Origin of the sequence: Priestia sp. TSO9 (genome assembly GCF_021029645.1) — a bacterium.
GTDB lineage: Bacteria > Bacillota > Bacilli > Bacillales > Bacillaceae_H > Priestia > Priestia megaterium_E.
Genome location: NZ_JAJEKD010000013.1, coordinates 985,482 through 1,008,990 on the forward strand (window position 1 = coordinate 985,482; position 23,509 = coordinate 1,008,990).

A 23,509-nucleotide genomic window follows, 5' to 3' on the forward strand; every position below is an offset into this window, starting at 1 on the left:
TGTTCTCTCCTTTAGTCATAGGGAATAAGCGCCACTGAAATGGTGACATTCCCTGACTTTTTCTTCACAAGTTCAAGCTTATCAGCACCGCTGTATAACATAGCAGCAGGTTCACTAACGCCATATGCACCTGTATATTTAAAGACAGTATCTGAAGGCTGTTGGATACTTATGGTGTTTAGCTCTTGGGGCGAATAATAGACAAACTCCCAGCCGTACTTAGACGCCACTTCTAACAGCCCTTCTTCATCTTTCTTTATCTCTATTGTGCATAATGCTTTTACACTTTTCATGGAAAACTGAAGTTCAGCAAGCGTTTTTTCAATAACGGCTTCAATTTCCGCTGCGCTTGTTCCTCTGTTGCACCCCATCCCAATCGCCAGTACTTTTGGACGGTAAAGAACACCGTTTTCTAAGATCGCTTCTTCCTCTTCTTCTAAATTGCGATGCGTTACAACCAAGGCTGCATGTGGCGATGCTCCAAGAGCTGTCTGAATCGATGAATACGTTTTAATGTTAGCTGGAACAGGGTGCTCATAATGCCACCAGCCCTTTTCACCTGATTCTTGAACCACCGCTATTTCTTCTTCATTCACCACAGAAGCGCTGACAGGCGTTAGTTTTTCTGCTGATTCCCACACCCATCCAAAGCGCTTACCAAATAAATCAACCGGAATTGTTTTTTGCACATCGGATGCTGTTGTAATAACAGGATGAGCTTCAAGAGCTGCCGCAACTTCACGCGTTAGCTCATTTGCTCCTCCGATATGACCCGAAAGCACGCTGATGACATTTTCACCTTTATCATCAATGACAACAACCGCAGGATCCGTTTTCTTATCTTTTAAAATAGGGGCAATCATACGCACAACTGCTCCGAGTGAAATAATAATAATAAGTCCTTTATACGATTCAAAAAGAGAAGGCAAAAGCATCCGAACACTTCCTGAAAACAGCTGGATGTTCTGCTCTTGTTCGTCTCCTTTTTCAAACTTGCTCATGTAATACACGTCAGACTGCTGAAAAGTGCGGCCTAGATTTCTTGCAATTTCTACGCCGTGTTTTGTGATAGCTACAACGGCATACTCTCCGCGCTGTGTAATGAGGGCTTTTTTTCCTTCTTGGAGTTGAATCATTCTGACTTCACTCCTCTTCGAAAGCCATGGGTAAATGTTTTGTCATAAAGTTTTGAACGATAATCTTTGTCATGAATGTGTGGATCAAGTGCCCACCCTGCCAAAATCATCGCCTGCTTGCGAATGCCGTTTGTTCGCATAGCATCATCTAGGTCTTTTACCGTTGTGCGAACAATTTTTTCATCTGGCCACGTTGCTTTATAGACTACTACAACCGGCGTGTCTTCACTCCAACCGGCGTTTATAAATTCTTTCATTACTTTTTTTGTGAGCGTCGCGCTTAAAAATAACGCAATCGTACATTTATGTTTTGCTAAATCAGTTAATTTTTCAAACTCAGGCACAGGCGTTCTTCCTTCAGCACGAGTTAAAATAACTGTTTGAGTCAAATCTGGAATGGTTAATTCCGCTTCAGCCGCTGCTGCAGCAGCGAATACGGAGCTGACGCCCGGAACAATTTCAATATCAACGCCTTCTCTTTTTAAAAGTACCATTTGTTCCATAATGGCTCCGTACATAGCAGGATCTCCCGTATGAACTCTTACAACCATTTTTCCTTCACGCATGCGTTCAAGCATCGTACCGACCATTTCTTCTAAATGCATACCCGCTGTTTTTAACACTTCAGCTCCTGGTTTAGACTTAGCAACTAGCTCTTGACTTACCAGTGAATCAGCGTATAAAACAACATCTGCTTGCTGAAGTAATTTTAAGCCTTTTACGGTAATTAAATCTGGATCTCCGGGTCCAGCTCCGATTATGTATAACTTCATTTTCGCACCACCATTAGCGTTAAGTATTGTAAATCGGCTCCTTCTAATTCTGAAGCTTTCCAGATAATTTCTTCATCTGACGTTACTTTTGTCACCACTGACGCTTTTTCAAGCAAATCAAGCTCTTTTAAAAGACCGACCATAAAATCGATGACTTTGGCCACTTTAATAAAAATGACGCAGTCGTTTTCCATTAATACTTTTTTCATTGTTTCATAATCTTCACGAGCAGGAACAATTGCTACGTGTTCATCCCCGTCTGCTAACGGAATACCTAAACGAGATGCAGCTCCATTAATAGATGAAATACCAGGAATTACTTGAATCGGAGCTTCGGGGTGACGTTCTTGCATTAGACGCATCATGTGAATAAACGTACTGTAAAGCATAGGGTCGCCCTCTGTGACAAATGCTACATCTTTTCCTTCCTGGAGCTTTTCCCATACTCGTTCTACCGTTTCGGTCCATTTTCTTTCCAAAATAGCAGGATCTTTTGTCATTGGAAACACAAGGCCCAGCATATCTTTTTCATTTGCACTAAAATAGACATCAATAATTTTTTGAGCGTAGCTTTTGCTTCCTTTTTGCTTTTTCGGGTACGCGATAACGGGTGATTCTTTTAATTTACGAAATGCTTTTACTGTAATAAGTTCTGGATCTCCCGGTCCAACTCCAAGTCCGTACAATGTTCCAATCATATTCATTCTCCTCTTTTGGCTGTAATAATATAAATGGGGTTTAAAGCGTCAAATCGCGTTAAATGTAAAATGGGCTTGCTTCTTGAAATTTGTGCAAGGGTAACAGCAGTCTCAAACCCTCGTTCTTTAAAAGCTTTCATCGCTTCTGCTAAATTTTCAATCGTTACGGCATTTAATACGATGCGCCCTCCTGCATTTAATCGGCTGCAGCACACGTCCAAAATGGTTTCCATGCCTCCTGCTGTACCTCCAATAAACACCGCATCAGGATCAGCAAACTCGCTTAACCCTTCCGGTGCTTTTCCGTGCACAGTGTGGGCGTCTACTCGAAATTTCGCTAGATTTTCTCTGCAGTTTTCTAAGTCTGCTTCATTTTTTTCCACGGCAAAAATTTGTCCTTCACGCGCAATTTTAGCCGCTTCAATTGCGACTGAACCCGTACATGTTCCGATATCCCATACGACGCTGTCTCTCTTTAGCTGCAGGGCGCTAACACTAAGTGTACGAACTTCTTTTTTAGTAATAAGCCCCTTGTCCGGCTTGCGTTGAATAAATTCATCGTCCTCTATTCCAAGAGGCCAAACTGGGCTTTTTTCTACCTGCTTTAATATCACGACATTAAGCGGAGAAAAGAGTTGGTTCGCCGCCTCTTCCAGCGAAAGCATCTGACAGCGCTCCGTTTCCCCACCTAGGTTCTCTGCTACAAACATCTTGTATTCTGTCATGCCGAATGATAATAAGTAGTTTGCCAGAGCACTAGGAGAATTTTGCTCATCTGTTAAAATCGCCACTTTTTTATAGCCGTCAATACGCTGAGCCAGTCCCTTCATGCTTCTGCCGTGCACGCTTGTAAAATAAGCGTCTTGCCATCGCTCTTTTAGACGTGAGAATGCAAGCTGAATAGAACTTAAATAAGGATATATTTCAACGTCTAGCTTCGTAGAAAGATAGCTTCCTATTCCGTAAAATAACGGGTCGCCTGAGGCTAACACAACGGCATTTCCTTCTTCGTTTTTTAAACGTTCGACAAGAGGAGAAAGACCCCCTTCAATCGCTACTTTTTCTCCTTCAAAATCTTGAAAAAAATCCAGGTGACGCTTTCCTCCAATTAGCACATCACTTTCATACACCCACTGTTCATACATAGGAAGCAAACTTAACTTCCCATCGTCACCAATTCCAATAATTTTAATTGCCATGTTGCACCGCCTGTCCTAAAAAATCTCCTTTTAATGTGTAAAGAGACGTATCGACACCGATTCCGTCCCCTACTTCCTTTAATGCTGATAAACAGCAGTACTCGCACAGTTTTTCAAAAAACTGATGATGACCGCTTTGCGTCATTAAATCTCCCACTTGAGAAGCTGTGTTTGCACCTTTTATTTCCTCTACCAGTTCAGCAGAAGCGCCTGACTCAGAAGCTGCTTTTGCTAAAAAATTAAAATCAATGGGTGCACTTTTTGAATGAACCATCATAACGCCTTGCGCAACTTTTGAAAACTTTCCCATCATGCCTACGAGCGACACTTTTTTCATTCCTTGCTTTTTACATTGTTTTAAAGTAAATCCAACAAAATCTCCCATTTCGATAAATGCTTCTTCCGGAAGATCTGGGAACTGTTTCATTCCATACTTTTCACTTCGGCCCCCTGTCGTAATGACAACGTGCTCACAGTTACTCGCTTTAGCAACGCTGATGGCCTGCACGATACTTGCTTTATAAGCAGCTGTTGAGAACGGAACGACAATCCCCCGCGTCCCCAGTATCGAAATGCCTCCTAAAATACCTAGACGCGCATTTAATGTCTTTTTCGCCATTTCTTCTCCTTCAGGAACCGAGATGACAATCTTAACGCCTTTTTGTATATTGTATTGGGCTAGAAGCTGTTCAGCTGTTTCTTTCAGCATCTTTCTTGGAACAGGGTTAATGGCTGCCTCACCGACAGGAACTGGGAGACCGGGCTTTGTCACACGCCCTACTCCCACTCCCCCATCAATGATAATGTCTGCACCATTACACCACGAAACTTCAGAAATAATCAGCGCTCCGTGCGTGGCATCGGGATCGTCTCCAGCATCTTTAATGATGCTGGCTACAGCACTGCTTGTGCGATACTCGCATTCTTCAAGATGAAACGTAGCAAAGCGGCCGACAGGTAGGTAAATCGTTGACTCATCTTGCACTTCTCCCGAAATTAGCGTAAGCAGAGCTGCTCTCGTAGCTGCCGTTGCACAAGCGCCCGTCGTATAGCCTTCTCTGAGTTTCTTAGGTTCTTTTGGTACTTCCTTCATGCGTTACACCTGTTCTGCAAGAATTGAAATTGCATTTAATGCAGCAACCGTTACCGTACTGCCGCCTTTTCGCCCGATGTTTGTAATAAACGGCACGTCAAGCTTTGCAAGTTCTTCTTTAGATTCAGCTGCTGAAACAAATCCTACCGGCAGACCAATAACAAGCCCAGGCTTCGCTTCTCCTTCTTTAATCAAACGAATTAATTCAAGTAAAGCTGTGGGTGCGTTCCCAATTGCAAAAATTCCACCGTCTGCTTCTTTGATGGCTTTTCGCATCGAAATAATTGCACGCGTTGTATTTAAGCGCTTTGCTTCTTCCATTACGTCCGGATCTGAAATATAAACTTTGATTTCACCGCCGTGTTTTTCAATTCGCTGCTTGTTTGTTCCTACTTGTACCATTTGTACATCTGCAACCACTTGCTTGCCGCTGCGAATGGCTTTAATTCCCGCTTGAATCGCATCCGGATGAAACAGCATGCTGCGTCCAAGCTCAAAGTCTGCAGACGCATGAATTACGCGCTGAACAATTGGGTACTGTTCGTCTGTAAACGGATGAGGCCCAAGCTCTTCTGTAATCATTTCAAAACTTTTTCCTTCAATTTGCTGAGGCTGAACAGTTAACGGTTTAAATTCTGTACGAAAATCCATCTCAATCAACTCCTAGTTTGGTTTAATAAAGCATGAACCACTTCTTCAAACGTGGAATACACGGTCCCATACTCAATTTTCGGTCGCCCAATCATAATAATATCTAAGCCTAACTCTTTAGCTGCTTCTACTTTTTCATCCACAGATCCAACTTTTCCGCTTTCTTTTGTGACCATAACCGTCACTCCGTATTGCTTATACAGCGCTCGATCAAACTCTTTTGTAAACGGCCCTTGAATAGCAATAATATTTTTTTGCGGAAAGCCTAATTGCTGACACTTTTCCATATTATCCAACCTTGGAAGCATACGAGCCACAAGCCGTACATCTGAGAGAGGAAGCAGCTTTTCTGTAAAAACCTGCAGCGTCTTGCTGCCTGTTGTCAACATAATAACTCCTTTTTTCTCAGCTGCTACTTCTGCTGCTTCTTCATACGTAGAAACCATCGTCATATTATCATAGGCAAAAGCCTGCGAAGCCCGCTCATAGCGTATGTAAGGAAGTGCTGTTTCAGCAGCGACGCCGATAGCATTTTTAGACGCTTCTTCCGCAAAGGGATGACTTGCATCCACAATAGCTTTTACACGATGTTCGTTTACAAAATCCATCATATCTTCTTTTGTGAGACGTCCAATTTTCACTTTCACTTCTGCACGCTGCAATTCGATAGCTGCGTTTTCGGTTACAACCGTTGCCGTAACCTCATGACCTGCTTTTTTCACTTGCACGGCTAATGCACGTGCATCGCTAGTTCCGGCTAACAATAAAATCATTTTAGCTCGCCGACCTTATCTTCATGGTGGTCGTGGTCATGATGGTGATCGTGGTGATGGTGTCCGTGATCATGGTCATGATCGTGATGATGATGGTGATCAATATGCTCCATAATGCCGAGGCGATATTGACACGTATCGCAGTTCATTTTCACTTCACCTTCTAATCCTTCTTCAGCACGTTCTTTTAAAATTGTCTGCAGTTTTGGGTGAAAACCGAAATAGCCGGCTAGCTTAAACTCAATGTTTTCATGCTGCATTTTATACTGCTTCACCATTTCTTCCAAACGCTTAATTAGTACTCCTGTAAATAAGAAATACGGGAGAATAACCACTTTTTTAGCGCCCAATTTCAAACATCGCTCCACGCCTTCATCAATCAGTGGAGCGGTCACGCCCATAAAAGAAGTTTCAACGATTTTGTAATTTGTTTTTTCCCAAAGAAGGCGCGTAATTTTATATAAATCACTGTTTGCATCAGGATCACTTCCTCCTCGCCCTAAGACAATAACAGCCGTGTCTTCAGCTGGAGTTTCTAAATTCTCTCCCGATTCTTGTAATCTCGTTTTTAAAATTTCAAGGGCTTCTTCATGAACGCCAATGGGACGTCCATATACGAAGTTTACGTGTGGATATTTTTCCTTAGCTTCATCTATAGCCGCCGGAATATGTATTTTAGAGTGGCCAGCAGGTAAGAGCATAATTGGAATTACAACTACATCTTTTGCTCCTTTTGCCACACATGTATCAATGCCTTGACTTACATTTGGGCGTTCAAATTCTAGAAAACACGTTTCTACTAAAATAGATGCGTCCCAATCATGCTTCATAGTCGAAATAAATTCGCGAATTTGATCGTTCCCTTCAGGATCTCTGCTTCCATGACCGACAAATAAAACTGATTTCATATAATGCCCTCCTATTTTTTAATCTCCACACGGAGCTGGTTCTACTTTTATTTTTGGTGTTATATCTTGATAGTCGAATCCATAAACGTTCTTCACACGCTTAAAGAATTTATGAAATCGCTCATTAGGATGACCTTTTTCTTTATATTCATGGACAATGTTCTCCACTATTTCAACAATGTCATCGGGCGCTATACCTTCCGCCACAATTTGACCTGAATGCGCATTGCGTCCAACGGTTTTAGCTCCTAAAAATAAATCAAACGCACCTTTTCTATAGACAATGCCGATATCTTCTTGAACAGCACCATAACAGGCCATACCGCATCCATTAATACCAAGCTTCAGCTCTTTTGGCATGTCCATTCCCCCGAGACGTTTTTGTAATTCTTCCGTATGTGGAATAGCATCACTTTTTTCTCCGTCACAAAAATCACACGCTTTGATTGTGAACACATCTCCGACCGGAGATAGTAAAAAGGAAGCTGCTTGGAGCTTTTTAATAATCACATCTGGCTGAGTCGTTGGGATTTGCAGTTTGATTTGATGGTCAGGTGTATACTCCATCGTACCTTTTTCACCAACAGCTTCTGCTAGTGTGGTCATTTGAACAGGTGTGAATTTCTTATTGGCAAGTCCTGGGCTAACTGCCACTTCGAAAATTGACTCTATTGGCTGATGTACGACCGCAGAAGTGGTTTCACCTAAAATTGCTTGAAGCGCTTCTTCTGCAAGAGCTCGTGAAGTTGCTGGTTCTTCTGGTTTGGTCTGAACTGCTTCAATAGCTGAAGCTGTTTGCTTTACAGTCTCTTCTTGATCGAGAGCCCATGGTTCTGCTTCTTTTCGAAGTCGCTGATGCGGTCTTAGCGGCTGCTCCGTTTGGTTGAGGGTATATTTCCGCTGATACCCGCGCGGGGTAATCATTAAATCGTCGTAAAAGAACGTAGATGAATTCCCGACAACAACGGTAGTCAGCATGCCAATTTCATGATTTAACATGTCTTTTAAGTTGGTCATTACGACTTCTTCACGGTCACGATAAGCGCTTTTCACAAGACCAACAGGCGTATCAGGAGAACGGTACTTTAATAAAATCCTCTGTGCTTCAACAATTTGTCTTGTTCGTCTTCCGCTTTTTGGGTTGTAAAAAGCCACTACAAAATCTGCTTGTGCAGCTGCTTCGATTCTTTTTTCAATTAGTTCCCAAGGCGTAAGGTGGTCACTTAAACTAATTGTACAAGCGTCGTGCATCACGGGCGCTCCAAGGAGAGATGCGCATGAATTGATAGCCGAAATGCCAGGAATTACTTCCAGCTCTACGCCCGTTTCTTTTTTCCAGCCTTTTTCAATCAACACTTCATACACAAGGCCTGCCATTCCATATACTCCTGCATCTCCGCTTGAAATGACAGCCACGGTTTTTCCTGCTTCCGCTTGCTTTACAGCTTCTTGTGCACGGCTTACTTCTTCGGTCATTCCTGTACTAATAATTTGCTGATTCGTTAACAGTCCTTGAATTAATTCCACATAGGTTTTGTAACCGATGATCATATCACTTTCTTGAATGGCTTCTCTTGCTCGCTGTGTAATATGTTCAAAGCTTCCCGGCCCAAATCCGATAACTAACAGTTTACCTTTCATGCTAGCTCCTCCTTTATGCGTTACTTTTTACTTTGTCAATTCCTTCTATGGAGTCACTGTTTTCCGGAGAAACGAAACCATTTTGATCATATTCATAAATAAGCGATTCCTTTATACTGCAGCCTCCTGCTAAATGTTCTTCGACAATCCGGTGAGCCACGGTTTCAGTGACCTGCTTGTACCAATCTCCTGAAGGATACACAATAGCTACAGGAGCATCTTTGCATCGTCCATTACAGCGTGTACGCGTTGTATGAACCGTTTCATCCAAATCCAGTTCCGTCACTTTATTTCGAATAGCTTGGGTGGCTTCTTCTCCACCTTTTCTCATACAGCTGCTTCCATTACAAATCAATACGTGATGTTTTGTTCCATTTAAGTTCCACGTCGTCACACTCATTCGCTCCTTTACTAAAAAAAGCGCCTCTATCATTGATAGAGGCGCAGAAAAATTCAAACTAAGTTTTTGCACTTCCACCTATATCCCGTAGGGTAAGCTTCGCATTAGAAAAAGGCTGGTTTCCTGGCTTCGATTCATCACTTCATTGCGCCTTCCCGAATACAGTGGCATATGCAATCAGCTCATCTTCACAGTGGCGGGTACCGCGCTGGCTTCACACCAGACTTCCCATTTAACGCAATGTAAACATTGCGCACCTTTTTTGCACGATATGTAGTTTTGCGACATGAGAAAAACCCGCTTCGCTAATATGCGAGCGGGTAAAACGTCAGAATAAGAGTGTACACGAATGCCACTTTAAGCCAACGTTTCCCTTCCCGCTCCCCGGAGAAATAGAAACTTCACAATAAAGACAGGTCTCCTGACTTGTGTATCATTCTACTTGAGAACCTTCCCGTGATTCTTCCACAGTGGTTATACTCGTTCGTCCACACTTACAGTTGCGGGGGCAGTACTGGTCTTTCACCAGTTTCCCTATTAAGCCTTCTTGGCATCTTTACTGTTGCTGTTTGATATATATGAACCTTTTAAACTATCAGAATAATAGAAGTAACTACCATATCATAGCGTACATTTTTTTTTATTTCAACTCTATTCTTTTTATAGGATATAAAGAGCCATAAAAAAACAAGAGCAAAAAATCAGCTCTTGTTTTTCTACTTATATAGCTACCAATGTTAAATGAGGATCATTATAATACACGACTTCTGAAAGAACTTTACAGCCATTTGTTTTGGCAAAAGCTTCTCTCGCCTGCTTTTCAGTTTCAAATTCAAACATTTTCATTTCTTTTCCAGCATATACCGTCAGTACCCACATGAAAAGATTCGCCTCCGATTATTGTAGTGATCGCTATATCCACATTATGACGAAACCATTTCCTTTTGAAAACCCATTCTACAAAACTTGTCACAAGAAACTTTTAAAAATTTAAAAACATTTTAACTTCTGTAAATGAACAAAATGTACAAAAGGTTTAAGCAGTATTGTATCTCTTTAAAAAGGTGCTTTTTTAATCACCTATTGCTCCACCAGTAAAAAATATATAGTATTTATTAAAAAAAAGAAGCCGGACAGCTGGCTTCTTTTTTAAGAAAGGAAAGAACAGACATCGTAATCCCATCCTGTTCTTTATTTTGCATAAAAATACACTAATTAAATATCCCTTTCTTAAAGCAGAACCATGTTCGACTGAATATAGTAATAGAGAAGCTTATACGTATGATTCAATGAATCTTGATGCGTTCTCTCAAACGCATGAGAAGAATCAATTCCTGGACCAATTAAGCCGTGTACGATATCGTGTCCCGCACGAATAGCAGCAGAAGCATCTGATCCGTAAAATGGATAAATATCTAATTTGTACTGAATATCATGCTGCTTAGCTAGCTCCACCAAATGCTTTCTCAAACCGTAATGATATGGGCCGCTTGAATCTTTTACACAAATAGACACAGTGTATTCATCAGTAGATTGTCCATCTCCCATAGCACCCATATCAACTGCTAAGTATTCTACTGTTTGAGGCGTAATATTCGAATTTCCTCCGTATCCAATTTCTTCATTATTTGAAATGAGAAAATGCGTAGTGTATGGCAGTTCGATCTGTTCTTCTTGAATTGTTTTCATGAGCTGAAGCAATAAAGCTACGCTTGCTTTATCATCGAGATGACGAGATTTAATAAAACCCCTTTTTGTTATTTCTACACGAGGATCAAACGAAACAAAGTCGCCAACTTCAATTCCAAGGCTGCGAACATCTTCTGCGCTATGTACTTTTTCATCCAATCGAATTTCTATATTTTCTTGATTCCGCTCAGCTTTCCCTGCATCTTTATACACATGAACAGATGTTTGATGCATAAGAATGGTTCCTGTAAATACTTCTCCTGATGAAGTTTCAATTTCACAATATTCTCCTTCAATAGAATTGTAGCGAAACCCTCCAATCAGGTCGATTTTTAGACGCCCACTCGATTTGATTTCTTTTACCATAGCACCTAATGTATCAACATGAGCCGTCAGCATGCGGTGGTGATCTGTATCTTTACCGGGAATAGTAGCGACTAAGCCCCCTTTTCGATTGCGATACGTTTGAATATTTAGCTCTTTTACATAGTCTTCGACAAATGAAATCACCTTTTCTGTATTTCCAGAAGGACTGGGAATCGAAACAAGCTTTTTAATTAACTGAACAGTTTCCGTCATTATGACACTTCCTTTGTCTCTCATTTCTTTTATTTTACCATATGTTTCAAAAAAGATAACAGGCAGATCCAAACAAAAAAGCCGGGCAGCTGCCCGGCTTTTTTGTTTTAAGCTATGTTTGATTTCTTTAATCCATTTGTATAGTTTAATGATTTTTGCTTATCAAATTCGCCTTCAGACTTCGACATCACAATGGCAGCTAAAGCATTTCCTACTACGTTAACTGTGGTACGCATCATATCAAGAATGCGGTCAATTCCTGCAATAAATGCCATGCCTTCAAGAGGGAAGCCCATAGATTCAAGTGTAGCAAGTACAACTACAAACGATGCCCCTGGTACACCAGCCATTCCTTTTGAGGTTAACATTAGCACAAGAAGGAGCTGAATTTGATCCATAATGGAAAGGTCGATGCCGTACATTTGAGCAATAAACAGCGATGCCAGCGCCTGATAAATGGTTGAACCATCTAAGTTAAACGTGTAGCCCGTTGGAATAACGAACGATGTAACCGATTTAGAACAACCGAAGTCTTCCATCTTTTTGATAAGAGACGGTAAAACGGCTTCTGAACTTGCCGTTGTAAAAGCAAGAAGCAGCTCGTCTTTTAACACTTTTATGAGCGTAAACATGCTTGTTCCAGCCATTTTAGCAATAATTCCAAGAACCACAAGCACAAAGAAAATCATGGTGAAGTAAACGGCGAACACTAATTTTCCTAATGGAATAAGTGATCCGACACCAAACTTTATAATATTAACACCAATAAGTGCAAATACACCTACTGGAGCAAATTTCATCACCAAATTAGTTACCCAAAACATTGCATCCAAGACGCCTTCAAAAAAGGCTAAAACAGGTTTTCCTCTCTCTCCAATCGAAGCTACGCCTACACCAAACAGTACGGAAAATAAAATGATTGGTAAAAGATCACCTTCTGCTACCGATTGAAACACGTTTGTTGGAACAATATGAAGAAGCTCTTGAGCAATCCCTGTACTTTCAGACGTTTTTGCCGTTGCCTCATATTGAGAAATATCGCTTTTTTCAATATGTCCCATGTCAACCCCTGCACCAGGGTGGAATAAGTTCGCGGCAATAATCCCTACTACAATAGCAATGGTTGTAACAATTTCGAAATAAAGAATTGTTTTTCCGCCAAGCTTACCTAATTTTTTGATATCGCCTACTCCTGCGACCGCTACGATTAATGCTGAAATCACAATCGGTACGACAATCATCTTAATTAAATGAATAAATATGTCTCCAACCGGCTGTAAAATAGAAATGGCTGTATCGCTTCCGTAAAAGATAGCACCTACAGCTACGCCTAAAATCAGTCCAATTAGAATCTGAGTTGCTAGACCTAACCTTTTCACTTTCTTGCTCCTTTCGCACAGTTGACTTTCATCCATCGAGCATATGCGGTTCCGCGAACCGTGTATAAATATACATCCTTACAGCACCTTATGTAAACAGTTCTTTACTAAAAGGATGCTAGGCCGCACATGCGAATTTTTAAAAGCCACGGTTCTGTTTTATCATATCAAATAATTGTTGTATATTGAGATTTTTTTGCTAAGTATTTTTCTATTTTTGCTATTTCAGCGAATAAATTAAAAAAATAAAATTTTATATTGAAATATGCATTTTAGGTTAGTATAATACGATACATGTTTATTTTTATTATTCGAATATAAAATTCTGAAAATTTTAATTATTCAACACGATAATAAAAAGCATTTATAATTTTGGAGGTTTTAATGTGTCAAACAAAGTTCCTTTTTCATTTATAGTGGTTATTGGCTTTATGCTTTTTGCCCTATTCTTCGGCGCAGGTAATTTAATCTTCCCTGCAATGTTAGGTCAGTCTGCTGGAAGCAATATTTGGTCAGCAAACGCTGGATTTTTAGTAACGGGTGTAGGTCTGCCTCTTCTAGGCGTTCTCGCATTTGGTTTTTCCGGAAAAGAGGATCTGCAGTCTTTAGCTAGTCGCGTACACCCAGCTTTCGGTATTATCTTTACTACGATTTTATACTTGGCAATCGGACCGCTTTTTGCGATGCCAAGAACGGGAAGCGTTTCGTTCGAAATTGGCGTTAAGCCTTTTTTATCAGAAAATCCAGGGCACCTTCCCCTTATCATTTTCACGGTAATTTTCTTTACTATTACCTGCTTTTTTTCGCTAAATCCTGCGAAAATTGTCGATTTAGTAGGAAAAGTTTTAACACCTATTAAATTAACGTTTATTGGAATATTGGTAGTTGTAGCCGTTGTGAACCCAATTGGGAAATTTGAAGCACCAAGCGAAGCTTATACAACACACGCATTTTTTAAAGGCTTCCAAGAAGGCTACTTAACAATGGATACACTAGCATCATTTGTTTTTGGAATTATTATTATTAATGCAATTAAAGAAAAAGGAGCAAAAACTAACCGACAAATTATCACAATTTGTGCAAAAGCTACGGCTATCGCTGCCGTTATTTTAGCTCTTATTTATAGTGCATTGTCCTATATGGGTGCTTCAAGCGTATCAGAGCTTGGACGTCTTGATAACGGAGGTACAGTTTTGGCTGAAGTATCAAATTACTACTTTGGCTCTTACGGAGGAATTCTTTTAGGCCTGATGATTACCGTTGCTTGTTTAACAACAAGTGTAGGCCTTGTAACATCTTGTTCATCCTTTTTCCATAAGCTGTTTCCAAGTGTTTCTTATAAGTTGATTGCTGTCATTTTATCAGCATTCAGCGCCGTTGTAGCAAACTTTGGTTTAACGGAATTAATCGCTATTTCGGTTCCGGTCTTAACAGCTATTTATCCGTTAGCTATTGTGTTAATTGCTTTAACATTCTTACACCCTTTATTTAAAGGACGTTCAGAAGTCTACCAAGTAAGCCTTCTGTTCACGTTTATCGTTAGTTTATTTGATGGCTTAAATGCTGCTGGATTCAAAATTGCGGCAGTAAACGATCTGTTTACATCGATTCTACCTATGTATGGAGTGGGTCTCGGCTGGGTAGTTCCTGCTATTGTAGGAGGATTAATCGGTCTTGTCATTACCTTCCTTCGTACAAATGATAATACGAACAGAAACACTTCAAGAAAATTGATTAAATAAAAAGAGGATGCGAGTGCATCCTCTTTTTATTATGGCGTCTTATGAGTAAGGAGTTTTTTTCTCCATTAACTTCACTTCTTCTCTTAACACATGTTTTTCGTATAGATATTTATCCGTTCGTTGAAAATGATATTTATCAGCTTTTTCTTTTTCAGATGTGGTCAAAAGCACTCGACGATCAGAAGCATCTGACACACCAAACGTTTCATTTTGATAAGTAGCATACGGAGCTACAAAAAACACTTCTTCAACAGCATCACGAGGAACTTCTTTTGTAAAAGTCGTGTCATTGTATGGAATGAATCCATTTGCTACATCGCCTTTCTCATAGCTAATCAGCTTTACACATCCGTTTTCCGTTTCATAACATTCGTAATCTCGTTCATTATATGCTGCATGCAAACCTTTTCGAATCACAAAAAACCAGTCCTTTACATTGGGTTAGCAACCGCTGGTACAAATCGTTTTTCTTCTGCCACATAGGTAGCTAAAAGTACTTCTTCCCCATTTACCACTTGGTATAGTTCCGCTCCGTTTGCTGGTGGATAATAGTTATCAAATTTGAACTCTGGAACGGTTTCCCCGTTTCGAGATCCTGTAAATCCATTAAGCGTACATGGAGGTCCATCTGTTGTTTTCCCTCCCAACACAGTTCCGTAGGGAATATCAACGTGGCTTACCGCTTGCGATTTAAATTTGATTACACCGTACGTCGATCCTTCTTCAGGAAACGGCCTTTTGCCTGAGCCATCGGTGTAATCTAAACGTAAGCTTTCAACAAAATCTTTGTACGAAGTAATATCATGAACATCTTCAGCTTTAGCTACATATCCTCCCACTGCTGTATAAGAGCCATCTACATACTTTTCAATATCTTTAGCAGGAATCGTTTTTTGCAGCAGCGTATCTTTTGTAAGAGGAGAAACAGAGTCACGTATAGTCTTCATTACTTCTATTTCATGAGAAGTTAATGTTTTAACATCCTTTAATTTTAGTTCATTAAACTCTTTTTTTGTAAGATTAACGCGCTTCAGCACTTCATTAATTTTTTGATCAAAATCTTCTAAGCTTTCTAAATCTGAAGCCGTATAATGAGCATCGACTGTCCTTACATCTTTATGTACTTTCTTAACTTCATTTAACTCATACTGTTCTACTTCATCAGCCGTTTTAAACGTTTCAACGCTTGAAATGGTTTCGCCATTCGTATCAGCTACAACGTAACCGTCTTCAGCTTTGATCACATATCCGACTTCTCCGTTACCTAACACAATTAAGTCTGACTGTTGAAAAGCGGCTTTCTCTTTTTCTTTTTGAAATTCCTTATCTGTCATTCCCTTAGTAACGAGAGCTTTAAGTTCTGACGTGTCTTTACTGTTTTTTTGATTTGCTTCTACTTTCTCAGCTGTAACTGATGAAGTTTCTGTATTAGATGGAGAATGAGTGACCGTCCCGATGACAAAAATAAGACCAAACACAATCCCTATGCCATACAAAAATTTACTTGTTTTATGAGCTCTAAATAAAATTCCTAACACAATGCAAACAATACCCGCAATCAAGCTATCTACTAATAATAGATGTCCCAACCAAACCCCTCCTCTTTAATTCTTGTTTATGTTAAAAAAATCCATAAAAGAAGTCAATACAATTAATGTAAATAAAGTTTTAAACAGGAATATATTCATAATTATTACTAATTAATCCCTTTTAGTAGGTATCAAAAATAAAACACACCATCTAAAATAGATGGTGTGTGAAGTATAGTAAGTAATTAAGAAATTTGTTTAAGTTCTGATGAGAGTTTTAAAAACTCTTCTTTATTTTTCATCAATAGCGTGCGGTCGATTTCTTCTTTTAGCTGTGCTTTACGAAATTCTGCAATCGCCTTGTCTAAAATCATCTCAGCGAATAATGCATCAAGCACCTTTCCGTTGGATTTTTGCGGTGAATTAAGTAAATTCTTTTTCATAAGAAATCAACTCCTTGGCTTTTTTATAATATAACACAAATATTCTGACTTTTCAATCATTTAAACCAAGTATTTTAATCTATTTTTTTTCACATAAAAAGGCCGCCCTTTTGTTATAAAGCGCGGCCTTTTATTACGAATCTGCGGCTTTTTCTTTTACTTCCGCATAGTAGTTTTCATATTCAATAAATTCAGGAGCCTGATGAGCTGCCATGATACCGTGGTAGCTGATATCTAAGCCCACTTCTTCTTCTTCTTCCGTAGATCGAAGCGGAACCACCAAGGAAATAACCTTTAACCCTATCCACGTCGTAACAAATCCCCAAGCGCATAGAGCGATTAACCCAAGAAGTTGAACGCCAAATAATGTCCAGCTCCCTCCTGTAAACACACCGCCGTCTGTAGAAAACAAGCCTACAGCCAACGTGCCCCATATTCCCGAAGCAGCGTGTACAGGAAAAGCTCCTACAGGATCGTCGATTTGACGTGCTTCGAGCCAGTTTGTAGCTGCCATCATTAATAAACCAGATACAGCTCCAATAAAAATAGCAGATGGTGTGTTAACAAAAGCGCACCCGGCCGTAATGCCAACCAGTCCGGCAAGTGATCCATTTATCACAGAAGGTGCATCTGAACGGTTGTAGCGAAATAAAGTATAAAATAAAGTAGCTGCTCCGCCTGCTGCTGCTGATAACATTGTGACAATAGCAATGTGACCAATTCTAACGTCAGTAGCACTTAGCGTACTTCCTGCATTAAACCCGAACCATCCAAACCATAATAAAAAAGCACCCACTGATGCAAGCGGCAAATTGCTTGGAAGAGAAACAGAACTAATTCCATTTTTCGTGAACTTCCCTTTTCTCGGTCCAATCATTATTGCAGCTGCTAAAGCTGAAAAACCGCCAAGAGCATGAATAACTGCCGAACCGGCAAAATCAAGCATCCCTAACTTACTAATCCATCCGCCTCCCCAAATCCAGTGGCCGGCTATAGGATAAATAAATGTAGTCATTAAAATCGCATATAAAAGATATGCGCGGAAATTAATTCGTTCTGCCACCGCTCCAGAAACGATAGAAATGACCGCAATAACAAATGCACATTGAAACAGCCAAAACGTTTCAAGCCCAATTGGAATGTCAAGGTGCGATAAATTACCTGAGAGCGCAAAACCGCTTTTACCGACAACTCCACCTAAATCATCACCGTACATTAATCCAAAACCAATTAAATAGAAACAAAGCGTTCCTATTGTAATATCAGCGAATACTTTCATAATAATATTCACGCTATTTTTGTAGCGGACAAAACCTGCCTCTAGCAAGGCAAAGCCGCCTTCCATTAACAAAATCATCGCCGCTGTTAACACGACCCACGTTGTATTTATCCCTAAACTTAGTTCATTAACACTCATATCCCAACGCCTCCACTGCTTTTTAATCGTTTTATTTCTTGTACAATAGCAGGCGAAAGCGTAATTTCACTTGTTTCTTCATTTTCCGCTTTTATTAATTCAAGAACTTCATGAAGTTCTCGCATTTGTGCTTTAAGGTGATCAATTTTTTTAAAGCGCTCCTTTACGTATACCATATACTCGACCGCTTGATGCTGACTTAAAGGACGCCCGGTAAAAAATTTACGAAACGTTGATAGTGATTGATACCAAGCTTCTTCAGCACGTTTCTTCTCTTCGTATTTACTAATTTTCGTTTTTATATCTTCTATTTCTTGTGCTTTAGCTTCTTTTAACTTCATTATAAATTCAATTAATTTTAATTGAGGCAACGTAATGACCACATTATGATAAAGTTCATCCACTACAACCATGTTATATCTCCTTACATAAGATGTTATATTCTGATTATATGTAGAACACTATAGTAAGTCAATGTAATTTTTTGAAAACTCTTTAAATAGTAAATGCGCCCTATCTTTTTAATACTTATAGAATATTAAGTTCGTATGTGTTGAAATATGACGTTATTTGTTTTATCGTAGGAAGAGGAATCATGTTAGTTCCCTATTTTAATTTTATTTACCTAGGCAATTATTCGCTTTATTTTTTATAAACTTTTATTAAACAAAGGGTTACGAGGTTCTTCACTTATTTTTTCAACGAAATGAGTTGATTTTATCTCGTATTAAAATTAAAATAGAATTATGTGCAAGATTTCACAACTTCACAATGTAGTTTGAAAGTCTAGCAGATAACTAGGAACTACATATGCAACAGTATCCAGCAAAGGAGGACTTTTCATGTCTCAATCAACTATTCAAAAATCAGCTGCAGAGGAAAATGCTGCTGTACAAACAGAAGCGGCAGTTAACAAAGGTCAAGCGGATGTGTTAGATCAATTGTTAAAGCCTGAAGTACAAGAAGCTCTTACTGTTCTTGTAGATAATTTACCAAAATTATCTGAAATGGTAACGGTGCTTACAAAAACTTACGACGTTGCGCAATCATTATTAACTGACGACGTATTAAAAGAAGATCTACTTGGTGGAGTAAAAGAATTTATCGAGCCGGTAGAAGGAACAGTAAAAGGTCTTGCAGCTACTGCAATCGAAGCAAACGATCGTGCAGAAGCAAATGCTTCTAATTCAATCGGTTTATTCGGTTTATTACGCATGCTTAAAGATCCACAAGCTCAAAAACTATTCCGCTTTGCACAAGCGTATTTAGACATTACAAACGAAAAACAAAAATAATTTTCATTAAAAAGTGTGGACGGAGGATCGACTATGTCAAAACATATTTTAATTTTAGGCGGCGGTTACGGTGGTTTATTAACTGCAATGACAGCTCGCCAACACCTAAGTGCGGATGAAGCAAAAATTACAGTAGTGAACCGTTTTGCTACTCACCAAATCATTACAGAATTACACCGTCTAGCTGTAGGCGGCGTTTCTGAACAAGCGGTAGCTTTACCACTTGATAAATTACTTAAAAACTACAACGTTGATTTAAAAATTGCAACGGTAAAAGAAATCTCACCAGATCAACGTGAAGTATCTCTTGAAGATGGTACAAAATTAAGCTACGACTACCTTGTTACAGCTTTAGGTAGTGAAACTGCTTACTTCGGTATCCCTGGTTTAGAAGAGCACAGCTTCGTTCTTAAATCAGTAAATGATGCAAACCGTTTACGTGCACACGTAGAAGCTTGTATCGCTGAATACAGCAAAACAAAAAATAAAGCTGACGGTACAATCGTAGTCGGCGGTGGTGGATTAACAGGTATCGAACTTGTTGGTGAATACGCTGACTTAATGCCAAGCCTATGTCTAAAACACGGTGTTGATCCAAAAGAAATTTCTCTATACTGTGTAGAAGCAGCTCCTACAGTTCTTCCAGGCTTCCCTGCTGAATTAGTAGAGCGCGCTCAATCAAGCTTAACAAAACGTGGCGTTACATTTGTTACTGGTACACCTGTAACAAAAATGGATGCTACAACTGTTGAACTTAAAGACGGCAGCAAAATTGAAACAAAAACAATGGTATGGACTGGCGGAGTTCAAGGTAACTCTGTAGTTGCTAACTCAGGTATCGAAGTAAACCGCGGTCGTGCACTTGTAAATGAATTCTTACAATCTACATCTCATAAAGATGTATTCCTTGCTGGTGACTCAGCGGTTGTAATGGGTCCAGAAGGTCGCCCTTACCCACCTACTGCTCAATTAGCTTGGCAAATGGGTGAAGTTGTAGGCGTGAACTTAGCAGTAGCTATTCGCGGTGGAGCAATGGAATCATTCGTTCCTGTCTTCTCTGGTACACTAGGAAGTCTTGGACGCAAAGATGCAATTGGTACAATCGGCGGAAACAAAACGCAATTAAAAGGTTTACCAGCATCACTTATGAAAGAAGCAAGTAACGTTCGTTACTTATCTCATATCAAAGGATTATTTGCATTAGCTTATTAATCCGTCTTAAAACGAAAGAGGAATTCTCCTCTTTCGTTTTTTTATTTACATAAGCCAAGAAATAAGAAGCGGCAGCGTAATCAACGATAAAATAGCACTAATAACAAAAGCAGATGCCGTTTCGTTTTCCAAGCTTTCAAACCGCAAAGCAATCATCGCTGCTACAGCAGACCCAGGAAAAGCTACCAGTAAAATAGCTTTTGTCACTTCATCTGAAGACAACCCTATCCATACTGCAATTCCGAGCATAACGATGGGTTGAACCGCTACTTTTAAGACGGCTATCCCAAGCGCCCCTTTACTAAAGTTAATTTTTCCAATTCCAATCGTTACTCCTACCGCAAACAAAGCTGCTCCCGATGTAATACTTCCGATTTGATCAAGCATATCCTGTAAAAGTTTAGGTGACTGAAAGCCGCAAAGCGTTAAAATCACTCCAATTAACGGTACACATGCCAAAGGCTCAGATAAACCATGCAAAATGGAATGAACCGTTACTTTAAATAAACTTGTTTTCTCTTCCCCTTCTTTTCGCCCCCGTTGTCCAACGGTTCCTAAAATCGTTGCCAGCGGATCTAAAATCGCGTTTACCACGATTCCTGTTATAGCAATTGGAATCGCTACGGCGCCTGCACCAAACAATCCTCCGAGTACCGGAATGCCCATAAAAGCAAACGTTGGCTGAGCTGAGTTTAGAGCAAACATTGAAGAAGAAGTTAACGTATGCTTCCCTGCATACTTCACGATGAGCAATATAATGAGGTAAAACCCGACGATTCCTAAAATCAGCGCTACTAAAAACGGCCATTCGTCTATGAGTGTTTTTCTTGGCGTTGTCGTTACACCTACAAATAAGTGTGCAGGAAGCGCAAACTTCGTTACTAATGTGTTGAGCCCCTTAGACGTTTGCTTATCAAATTTTTTAAAGCGCCCTGCTAAATAACCAAGCAAAATGACAAAAAAGATAGGCGCGAGAATGAGAAAAATTTGACCTATGCTCATTTATCATTCACCTCATTCATTTTTCGCCTTAATCGTTTTATAAACAGGCTGCCATACCGCTGCTTCTACAAGTTCATTTACATTTTGCTCGCTAACAGTTGCTACGTTATCTTTTACAGCAGCATCAGCAACTGCTACAGCAACCGCCTTTGATACTTTTTGAAGATCTTTAATGTTGGGAAGAAGCGTATCTCCTTTTGTATCTGTTTCTGCTACACGCGCTACTGCATTGGCTGCTTCTGCAAACATAGATTCAGTAAACTTTTGAGCGCGAACCACAATGGCACCTAAACCAAGACCCGGAAACACAAACGCATTATTAGCCTGTCCGATTTCATAAGTATGCCCGTTATATTCAACGGGTTCAAATGGACTTCCCGTTGCAATAAGGGCTTTTCCTTCCGTCCATTTTATAATATTTTCTGGAACAGCTTCAGCAAGTTTAGTTGGGTTTGAAAGCGGCATAATCACCGGGCGCTCTACATGCTTTGCCATTTCTTTAATAATTTCTTCGGTAAAAGCATCCGTGACGCCTGATGTTCCAATTAAAATAGTGGGCTTCACTTGCTTGACAAGCTCCAACAGTGAAATTTTATTTTCATCGTCTTTTTCCCATTCTTTAATCTCTTCATTTTGGCGAACATACGGCTGTTGAAAAGGAGCTAAATCTTCCATATCTTCGGTTAACAGACCTCTGTAATCATATGCCCAAAAACGATCATACGCTTCTTCTTCAGATAGCCCTTCAAGCATCATCGCACTATGAATACGATCAGCATTCCCAATTCCGGCAGATCCCGGTCCAAATACAACAACCCTCTGATCTTTTAGGGGCATTCCTGTAATGCGCACCGCTGTTAAAACGGCTGCAAGAGTAATCACTCCCGTTCCTTGAATATCATCATTAAACGTTAAAATTTTATCGCCATATTCTTTCATAATATGACGCGCGTTAATATTCCCAAGATCCTCCCAATGAAGAAGCGCTTTAGGAAACTTGGTCGTTATTTCTTTTACAAATTGAGCAATAAAGCGATTATAGTCTTCTCCTTTTACTCGTTCATGACGATTTCCTAAATACAAAGGATCTTCAAGAAGCTTTTTGTTATTGGTCCCCATGTCAAGAACAACAGGCAGTACGCGGCTTGGGTCAATTCCCGCAGCAGCTGTATAAACCGCTAACTTTCCAACTGCAATATTTATCCCTCCTACACCCCAGTCCCCGATGCCGAGAATACTTTCTGAATCCGTTACAACGAGCAAATCAATATCTTCACCGTCAAGTCCTAAGTTTTCAATTGCATCACTTAATCGGTCCGCTTCATTTACGGATAAATATAGTCCGTCAGGACGGTGGTATTCATGGCTGTATTCTTGGATGGATTGACCTACAGTAGGCGTGTAAATAATGGGAAGCATTTCACTTAAATGATCGTTCAATAAACGATAAAATAAGACAACGTTCCGGTTATGTAGATCATTCAACGAATTATTTTTTTGAAGATCATTCGGTGCTTTCTTGAACTGCTCATATGCTCTTTTTGCCTGTTCTTCTAACGTTAAAATCGTTGGAGGAAGAAGTCCCTGCAGATGAAGCTCTTCTCTTTCTTCTTCAGTAAAAGCAGAACCTTTATTTAAATAAGAAGTGGATAAAACTGATTTTCCTTTTAGTGAAGTTGAAATTGACCCATCTTTTTCTACTTTATATGCTCTCATATTTTTACCTCTTTTCCTAAACAATTAGATAGGGTTAGGTTCAGCCAAGAGATATATTTTTAACCATTTATTTTTAATGAAAACAAAAAAGAGATTGAGCCATAACTACATCCATACAATCTAAAGACGAACAAACGGGATAAATGAAACCTGTGTTCAACCTAACAATAAAAAAATCCGAACGATTCATCGTCCGGATCTTCCTTACACGAAAATACGTTTTTTCCCGTCTCG

The 23,509-nt window shown here is 39.8% G+C and carries 23 protein-coding genes and 2 riboswitches; of the genes, 3 read left to right on the plus strand and 20 right to left on the minus strand.

Annotation, left to right across the window (positions count from 1 at the left end; genetic code table 11):
• Positions 1-11 precede the first annotated feature (11 nt).
• From LJC66_RS13230 to LJC66_RS13290, 13 genes are all read right to left on the minus strand, one after another.
• Positions 12-1,136, minus strand: coding sequence for a cobalt-precorrin 5A hydrolase (locus tag LJC66_RS13230; protein WP_230932719.1), 1,125 nt, complete (start codon positions 1,134-1,136; stop codon positions 12-14).
• Positions 1,133-1,909 carry a precorrin-4 C(11)-methyltransferase gene (gene cobM, locus LJC66_RS13235; RefSeq protein ID WP_028408307.1) on the minus strand — a complete coding sequence of 259 codons (777 nt, stop codon included), beginning with the start codon at positions 1,907-1,909 and terminating at the stop codon, positions 1,133-1,135. Before cobM ends, LJC66_RS13230 begins: the two co-directional genes overlap by 4 nt.
• Positions 1,906-2,607, minus strand: coding sequence for a precorrin-2 C(20)-methyltransferase (gene cobI / locus LJC66_RS13240; protein WP_013057310.1), 702 nt, complete (start codon positions 2,605-2,607; stop codon positions 1,906-1,908). Before cobI ends, cobM begins: the two co-directional genes overlap by 4 nt.
• Positions 2,608-2,609: 2 nt before the next feature.
• Entirely contained in the window at positions 2,610-3,806 is a 1,197-nt protein-coding gene (cbiE, locus tag LJC66_RS13245) for a precorrin-6y C5,15-methyltransferase (decarboxylating) subunit CbiE (RefSeq protein ID WP_230932720.1), read from the minus strand.
• A complete protein-coding gene (locus LJC66_RS13250; protein WP_230932721.1) occupies positions 3,796-4,899 on the minus strand; it encodes a cobalt-precorrin-5B (C(1))-methyltransferase in 1,104 nt (367 codons plus the stop codon). The genes cbiE and LJC66_RS13250 overlap by 11 nt, the downstream gene beginning before the upstream one ends.
• 3 nt (positions 4,900-4,902) lie before the next feature.
• A complete protein-coding gene (locus LJC66_RS13255) occupies positions 4,903-5,550 on the minus strand; it encodes a precorrin-8X methylmutase (RefSeq protein WP_153252109.1) in 648 nt (215 codons plus the stop codon).
• 5 nt (positions 5,551-5,555) lie between these two features.
• The gene (gene cobK / locus LJC66_RS13260) at positions 5,556-6,323 is read right to left on the minus strand and encodes a precorrin-6A reductase (protein ID WP_230932722.1); all 768 of its coding nucleotides are present in this window, start codon (positions 6,321-6,323) and stop codon (positions 5,556-5,558) included.
• On the minus strand, positions 6,320-7,231 hold the full coding sequence (locus LJC66_RS13265; protein WP_047933570.1) for a sirohydrochlorin chelatase: 912 nt from the start codon (positions 7,229-7,231) through the stop codon (positions 6,320-6,322). Before LJC66_RS13265 ends, cobK begins: the two co-directional genes overlap by 4 nt.
• A gap of 18 nt (positions 7,232-7,249) precedes the next feature.
• Positions 7,250-8,872, minus strand: coding sequence for a precorrin-3B C(17)-methyltransferase (cobJ, locus tag LJC66_RS13270; protein WP_195696873.1), 1,623 nt, complete (start codon positions 8,870-8,872; stop codon positions 7,250-7,252).
• Between the two features lie 13 nt (positions 8,873-8,885).
• The gene (locus LJC66_RS13275) at positions 8,886-9,266 is read right to left on the minus strand and encodes a (2Fe-2S) ferredoxin domain-containing protein (RefSeq protein WP_016764370.1); all 381 of its coding nucleotides are present in this window, start codon (positions 9,264-9,266) and stop codon (positions 8,886-8,888) included.
• Between the two features lie 102 nt (positions 9,267-9,368).
• Positions 9,369-9,548: riboswitch (cobalamin riboswitch) on the minus strand.
• 118 nt (positions 9,549-9,666) lie between these two features.
• A riboswitch (cobalamin riboswitch) is annotated at positions 9,667-9,845 on the minus strand.
• A 147-nt stretch (positions 9,846-9,992) separates the two neighbouring features.
• Positions 9,993-10,151 (minus strand): hypothetical protein, encoded by a 159-nt coding sequence (locus tag LJC66_RS13280; RefSeq protein ID WP_013057318.1) that lies wholly within the window; start codon positions 10,149-10,151, stop codon positions 9,993-9,995.
• Positions 10,152-10,502: 351 nt separating this feature from the next.
• Positions 10,503-11,540 carry a M42 family metallopeptidase gene (locus LJC66_RS13285; RefSeq protein ID WP_230932723.1) on the minus strand — a complete coding sequence of 346 codons (1,038 nt, stop codon included), beginning with the start codon at positions 11,538-11,540 and terminating at the stop codon, positions 10,503-10,505.
• A gap of 107 nt (positions 11,541-11,647) precedes the next feature.
• A complete protein-coding gene (locus LJC66_RS13290) occupies positions 11,648-12,919 on the minus strand; it encodes a cation:dicarboxylate symporter family transporter (protein ID WP_230932724.1) in 1,272 nt (423 codons plus the stop codon).
• Positions 12,920-13,305: 386 nt separating this feature from the next.
• On the opposite strand from LJC66_RS13290, the gene brnQ reads away from it, so the two are divergent.
• A complete protein-coding gene (brnQ, locus tag LJC66_RS13295) occupies positions 13,306-14,661 on the plus strand; it encodes a branched-chain amino acid transport system II carrier protein (RefSeq protein WP_195696870.1) in 1,356 nt (451 codons plus the stop codon).
• A 39-nt stretch (positions 14,662-14,700) separates the two neighbouring features.
• Here brnQ and LJC66_RS13300 read toward each other — a convergent pair whose 3' ends face one another.
• The 5 genes from LJC66_RS13300 to LJC66_RS13320 form a co-directional block, all read right to left on the minus strand.
• A complete protein-coding gene (locus tag LJC66_RS13300; RefSeq protein WP_195696869.1) occupies positions 14,701-15,078 on the minus strand; it encodes a hypothetical protein in 378 nt (125 codons plus the stop codon).
• A gap of 14 nt (positions 15,079-15,092) precedes the next feature.
• Positions 15,093-16,250 (minus strand): hypothetical protein, encoded by a 1,158-nt coding sequence (locus LJC66_RS13305; RefSeq protein ID WP_230932725.1) that lies wholly within the window; start codon positions 16,248-16,250, stop codon positions 15,093-15,095.
• A 185-nt stretch (positions 16,251-16,435) separates the two neighbouring features.
• Complete coding sequence (locus tag LJC66_RS13310; RefSeq protein WP_013057324.1) at positions 16,436-16,633, minus strand: IDEAL domain-containing protein; 198 nt, start codon at positions 16,631-16,633, stop codon at positions 16,436-16,438.
• A gap of 133 nt (positions 16,634-16,766) precedes the next feature.
• Positions 16,767-18,050, minus strand: a complete 1,284-nt coding sequence (locus LJC66_RS13315) for an ammonium transporter (protein WP_102812824.1) — start codon at positions 18,048-18,050, stop codon at positions 16,767-16,769.
• Positions 18,047-18,463 carry a hypothetical protein gene (locus tag LJC66_RS13320; RefSeq protein ID WP_230932726.1) on the minus strand — a complete coding sequence of 139 codons (417 nt, stop codon included), beginning with the start codon at positions 18,461-18,463 and terminating at the stop codon, positions 18,047-18,049. The genes LJC66_RS13315 and LJC66_RS13320 overlap by 4 nt, the downstream gene beginning before the upstream one ends.
• A gap of 429 nt (positions 18,464-18,892) precedes the next feature.
• Between LJC66_RS13320 and LJC66_RS13325 the strand changes: the two genes are divergently transcribed.
• Together LJC66_RS13325 and LJC66_RS13330 are read left to right on the plus strand one after the other, a co-directional pair.
• Positions 18,893-19,345, plus strand: coding sequence for a DUF1641 domain-containing protein (locus LJC66_RS13325; RefSeq protein WP_013057327.1), 453 nt, complete (start codon positions 18,893-18,895; stop codon positions 19,343-19,345).
• A 33-nt stretch (positions 19,346-19,378) separates the two neighbouring features.
• Positions 19,379-20,557, plus strand: a complete 1,179-nt coding sequence (locus tag LJC66_RS13330; RefSeq protein WP_013057328.1) for an NAD(P)/FAD-dependent oxidoreductase — start codon at positions 19,379-19,381, stop codon at positions 20,555-20,557.
• Between the two features lie 45 nt (positions 20,558-20,602).
• Here LJC66_RS13330 and LJC66_RS13335 read toward each other — a convergent pair whose 3' ends face one another.
• Positions 20,603-21,559: an AEC family transporter gene (locus tag LJC66_RS13335; protein ID WP_153255178.1), complete on the minus strand. Its 957-nt coding sequence runs from the start codon at positions 21,557-21,559 to the stop codon at positions 20,603-20,605.
• Between the two features lie 12 nt (positions 21,560-21,571).
• A complete protein-coding gene (locus tag LJC66_RS13340) occupies positions 21,572-23,275 on the minus strand; it encodes an NAD-dependent malic enzyme (RefSeq protein ID WP_230932727.1) in 1,704 nt (567 codons plus the stop codon).
• Between the last annotated feature and the right edge of the window lie 234 nt (positions 23,276-23,509).

Bases quoted from the DNA above. Each gene is read 5' to 3' on its own strand.
- LJC66_RS13315 (WP_102812824.1), bottom strand. From the start codon at position 18,050: ATGAGTGTTAATGAACTAAGTTTAGGGATAAATACAACGTGGGTCGTG.
- LJC66_RS13320 (WP_230932726.1), bottom strand. From the start codon at position 18,463: ATGGTTGTAGTGGATGAACTTTATCATAATGTGGTCATTACGTTGCCT.
- LJC66_RS13340 (WP_230932727.1), bottom strand. From the start codon at position 23,275: ATGAGAGCATATAAAGTAGAAAAAGATGGGTCAATTTCAACTTCACTA.
- LJC66_RS13310 (WP_013057324.1), bottom strand. From the start codon at position 16,633: ATGAAAAAGAATTTACTTAATTCACCGCAAAAATCCAACGGAAAGGTG.
- LJC66_RS13285 (WP_230932723.1), bottom strand. From the start codon at position 11,540: ATGACGGAAACTGTTCAGTTAATTAAAAAGCTTGTTTCGATTCCCAGT.
- cobJ (WP_195696873.1), bottom strand. From the start codon at position 8,872: ATGAAAGGTAAACTGTTAGTTATCGGATTTGGGCCGGGAAGCTTTGAA.
- cobK (WP_230932722.1), bottom strand. From the start codon at position 6,323: ATGATTTTATTGTTAGCCGGAACTAGCGATGCACGTGCATTAGCCGTG.
- cobM (WP_028408307.1), bottom strand. From the start codon at position 1,909: ATGAAGTTATACATAATCGGAGCTGGACCCGGAGATCCAGATTTAATT.
- LJC66_RS13230 (WP_230932719.1), bottom strand. From the start codon at position 1,136: ATGATTCAACTCCAAGAAGGAAAAAAAGCCCTCATTACACAGCGCGGA.
- LJC66_RS13255 (WP_153252109.1), bottom strand. From the start codon at position 5,550: ATGGATTTTCGTACAGAATTTAAACCGTTAACTGTTCAGCCTCAGCAA.
- cobI (WP_013057310.1), bottom strand. From the start codon at position 2,607: ATGATTGGAACATTGTACGGACTTGGAGTTGGACCGGGAGATCCAGAA.
- cbiE (WP_230932720.1), bottom strand. From the start codon at position 3,806: ATGGCAATTAAAATTATTGGAATTGGTGACGATGGGAAGTTAAGTTTG.
- LJC66_RS13250 (WP_230932721.1), bottom strand. From the start codon at position 4,899: ATGAAGGAAGTACCAAAAGAACCTAAGAAACTCAGAGAAGGCTATACG.
- LJC66_RS13325 (WP_013057327.1), top strand. From the start codon at position 18,893: ATGTCTCAATCAACTATTCAAAAATCAGCTGCAGAGGAAAATGCTGCT.
- LJC66_RS13265 (WP_047933570.1), bottom strand. From the start codon at position 7,231: ATGAAATCAGTTTTATTTGTCGGTCATGGAAGCAGAGATCCTGAAGGG.
- LJC66_RS13335 (WP_153255178.1), bottom strand. From the start codon at position 21,559: ATGAGCATAGGTCAAATTTTTCTCATTCTCGCGCCTATCTTTTTTGTC.
- LJC66_RS13280 (WP_013057318.1), bottom strand. From the start codon at position 10,151: ATGTGGGTACTGACGGTATATGCTGGAAAAGAAATGAAAATGTTTGAA.
- LJC66_RS13330 (WP_013057328.1), top strand. From the start codon at position 19,379: ATGTCAAAACATATTTTAATTTTAGGCGGCGGTTACGGTGGTTTATTA.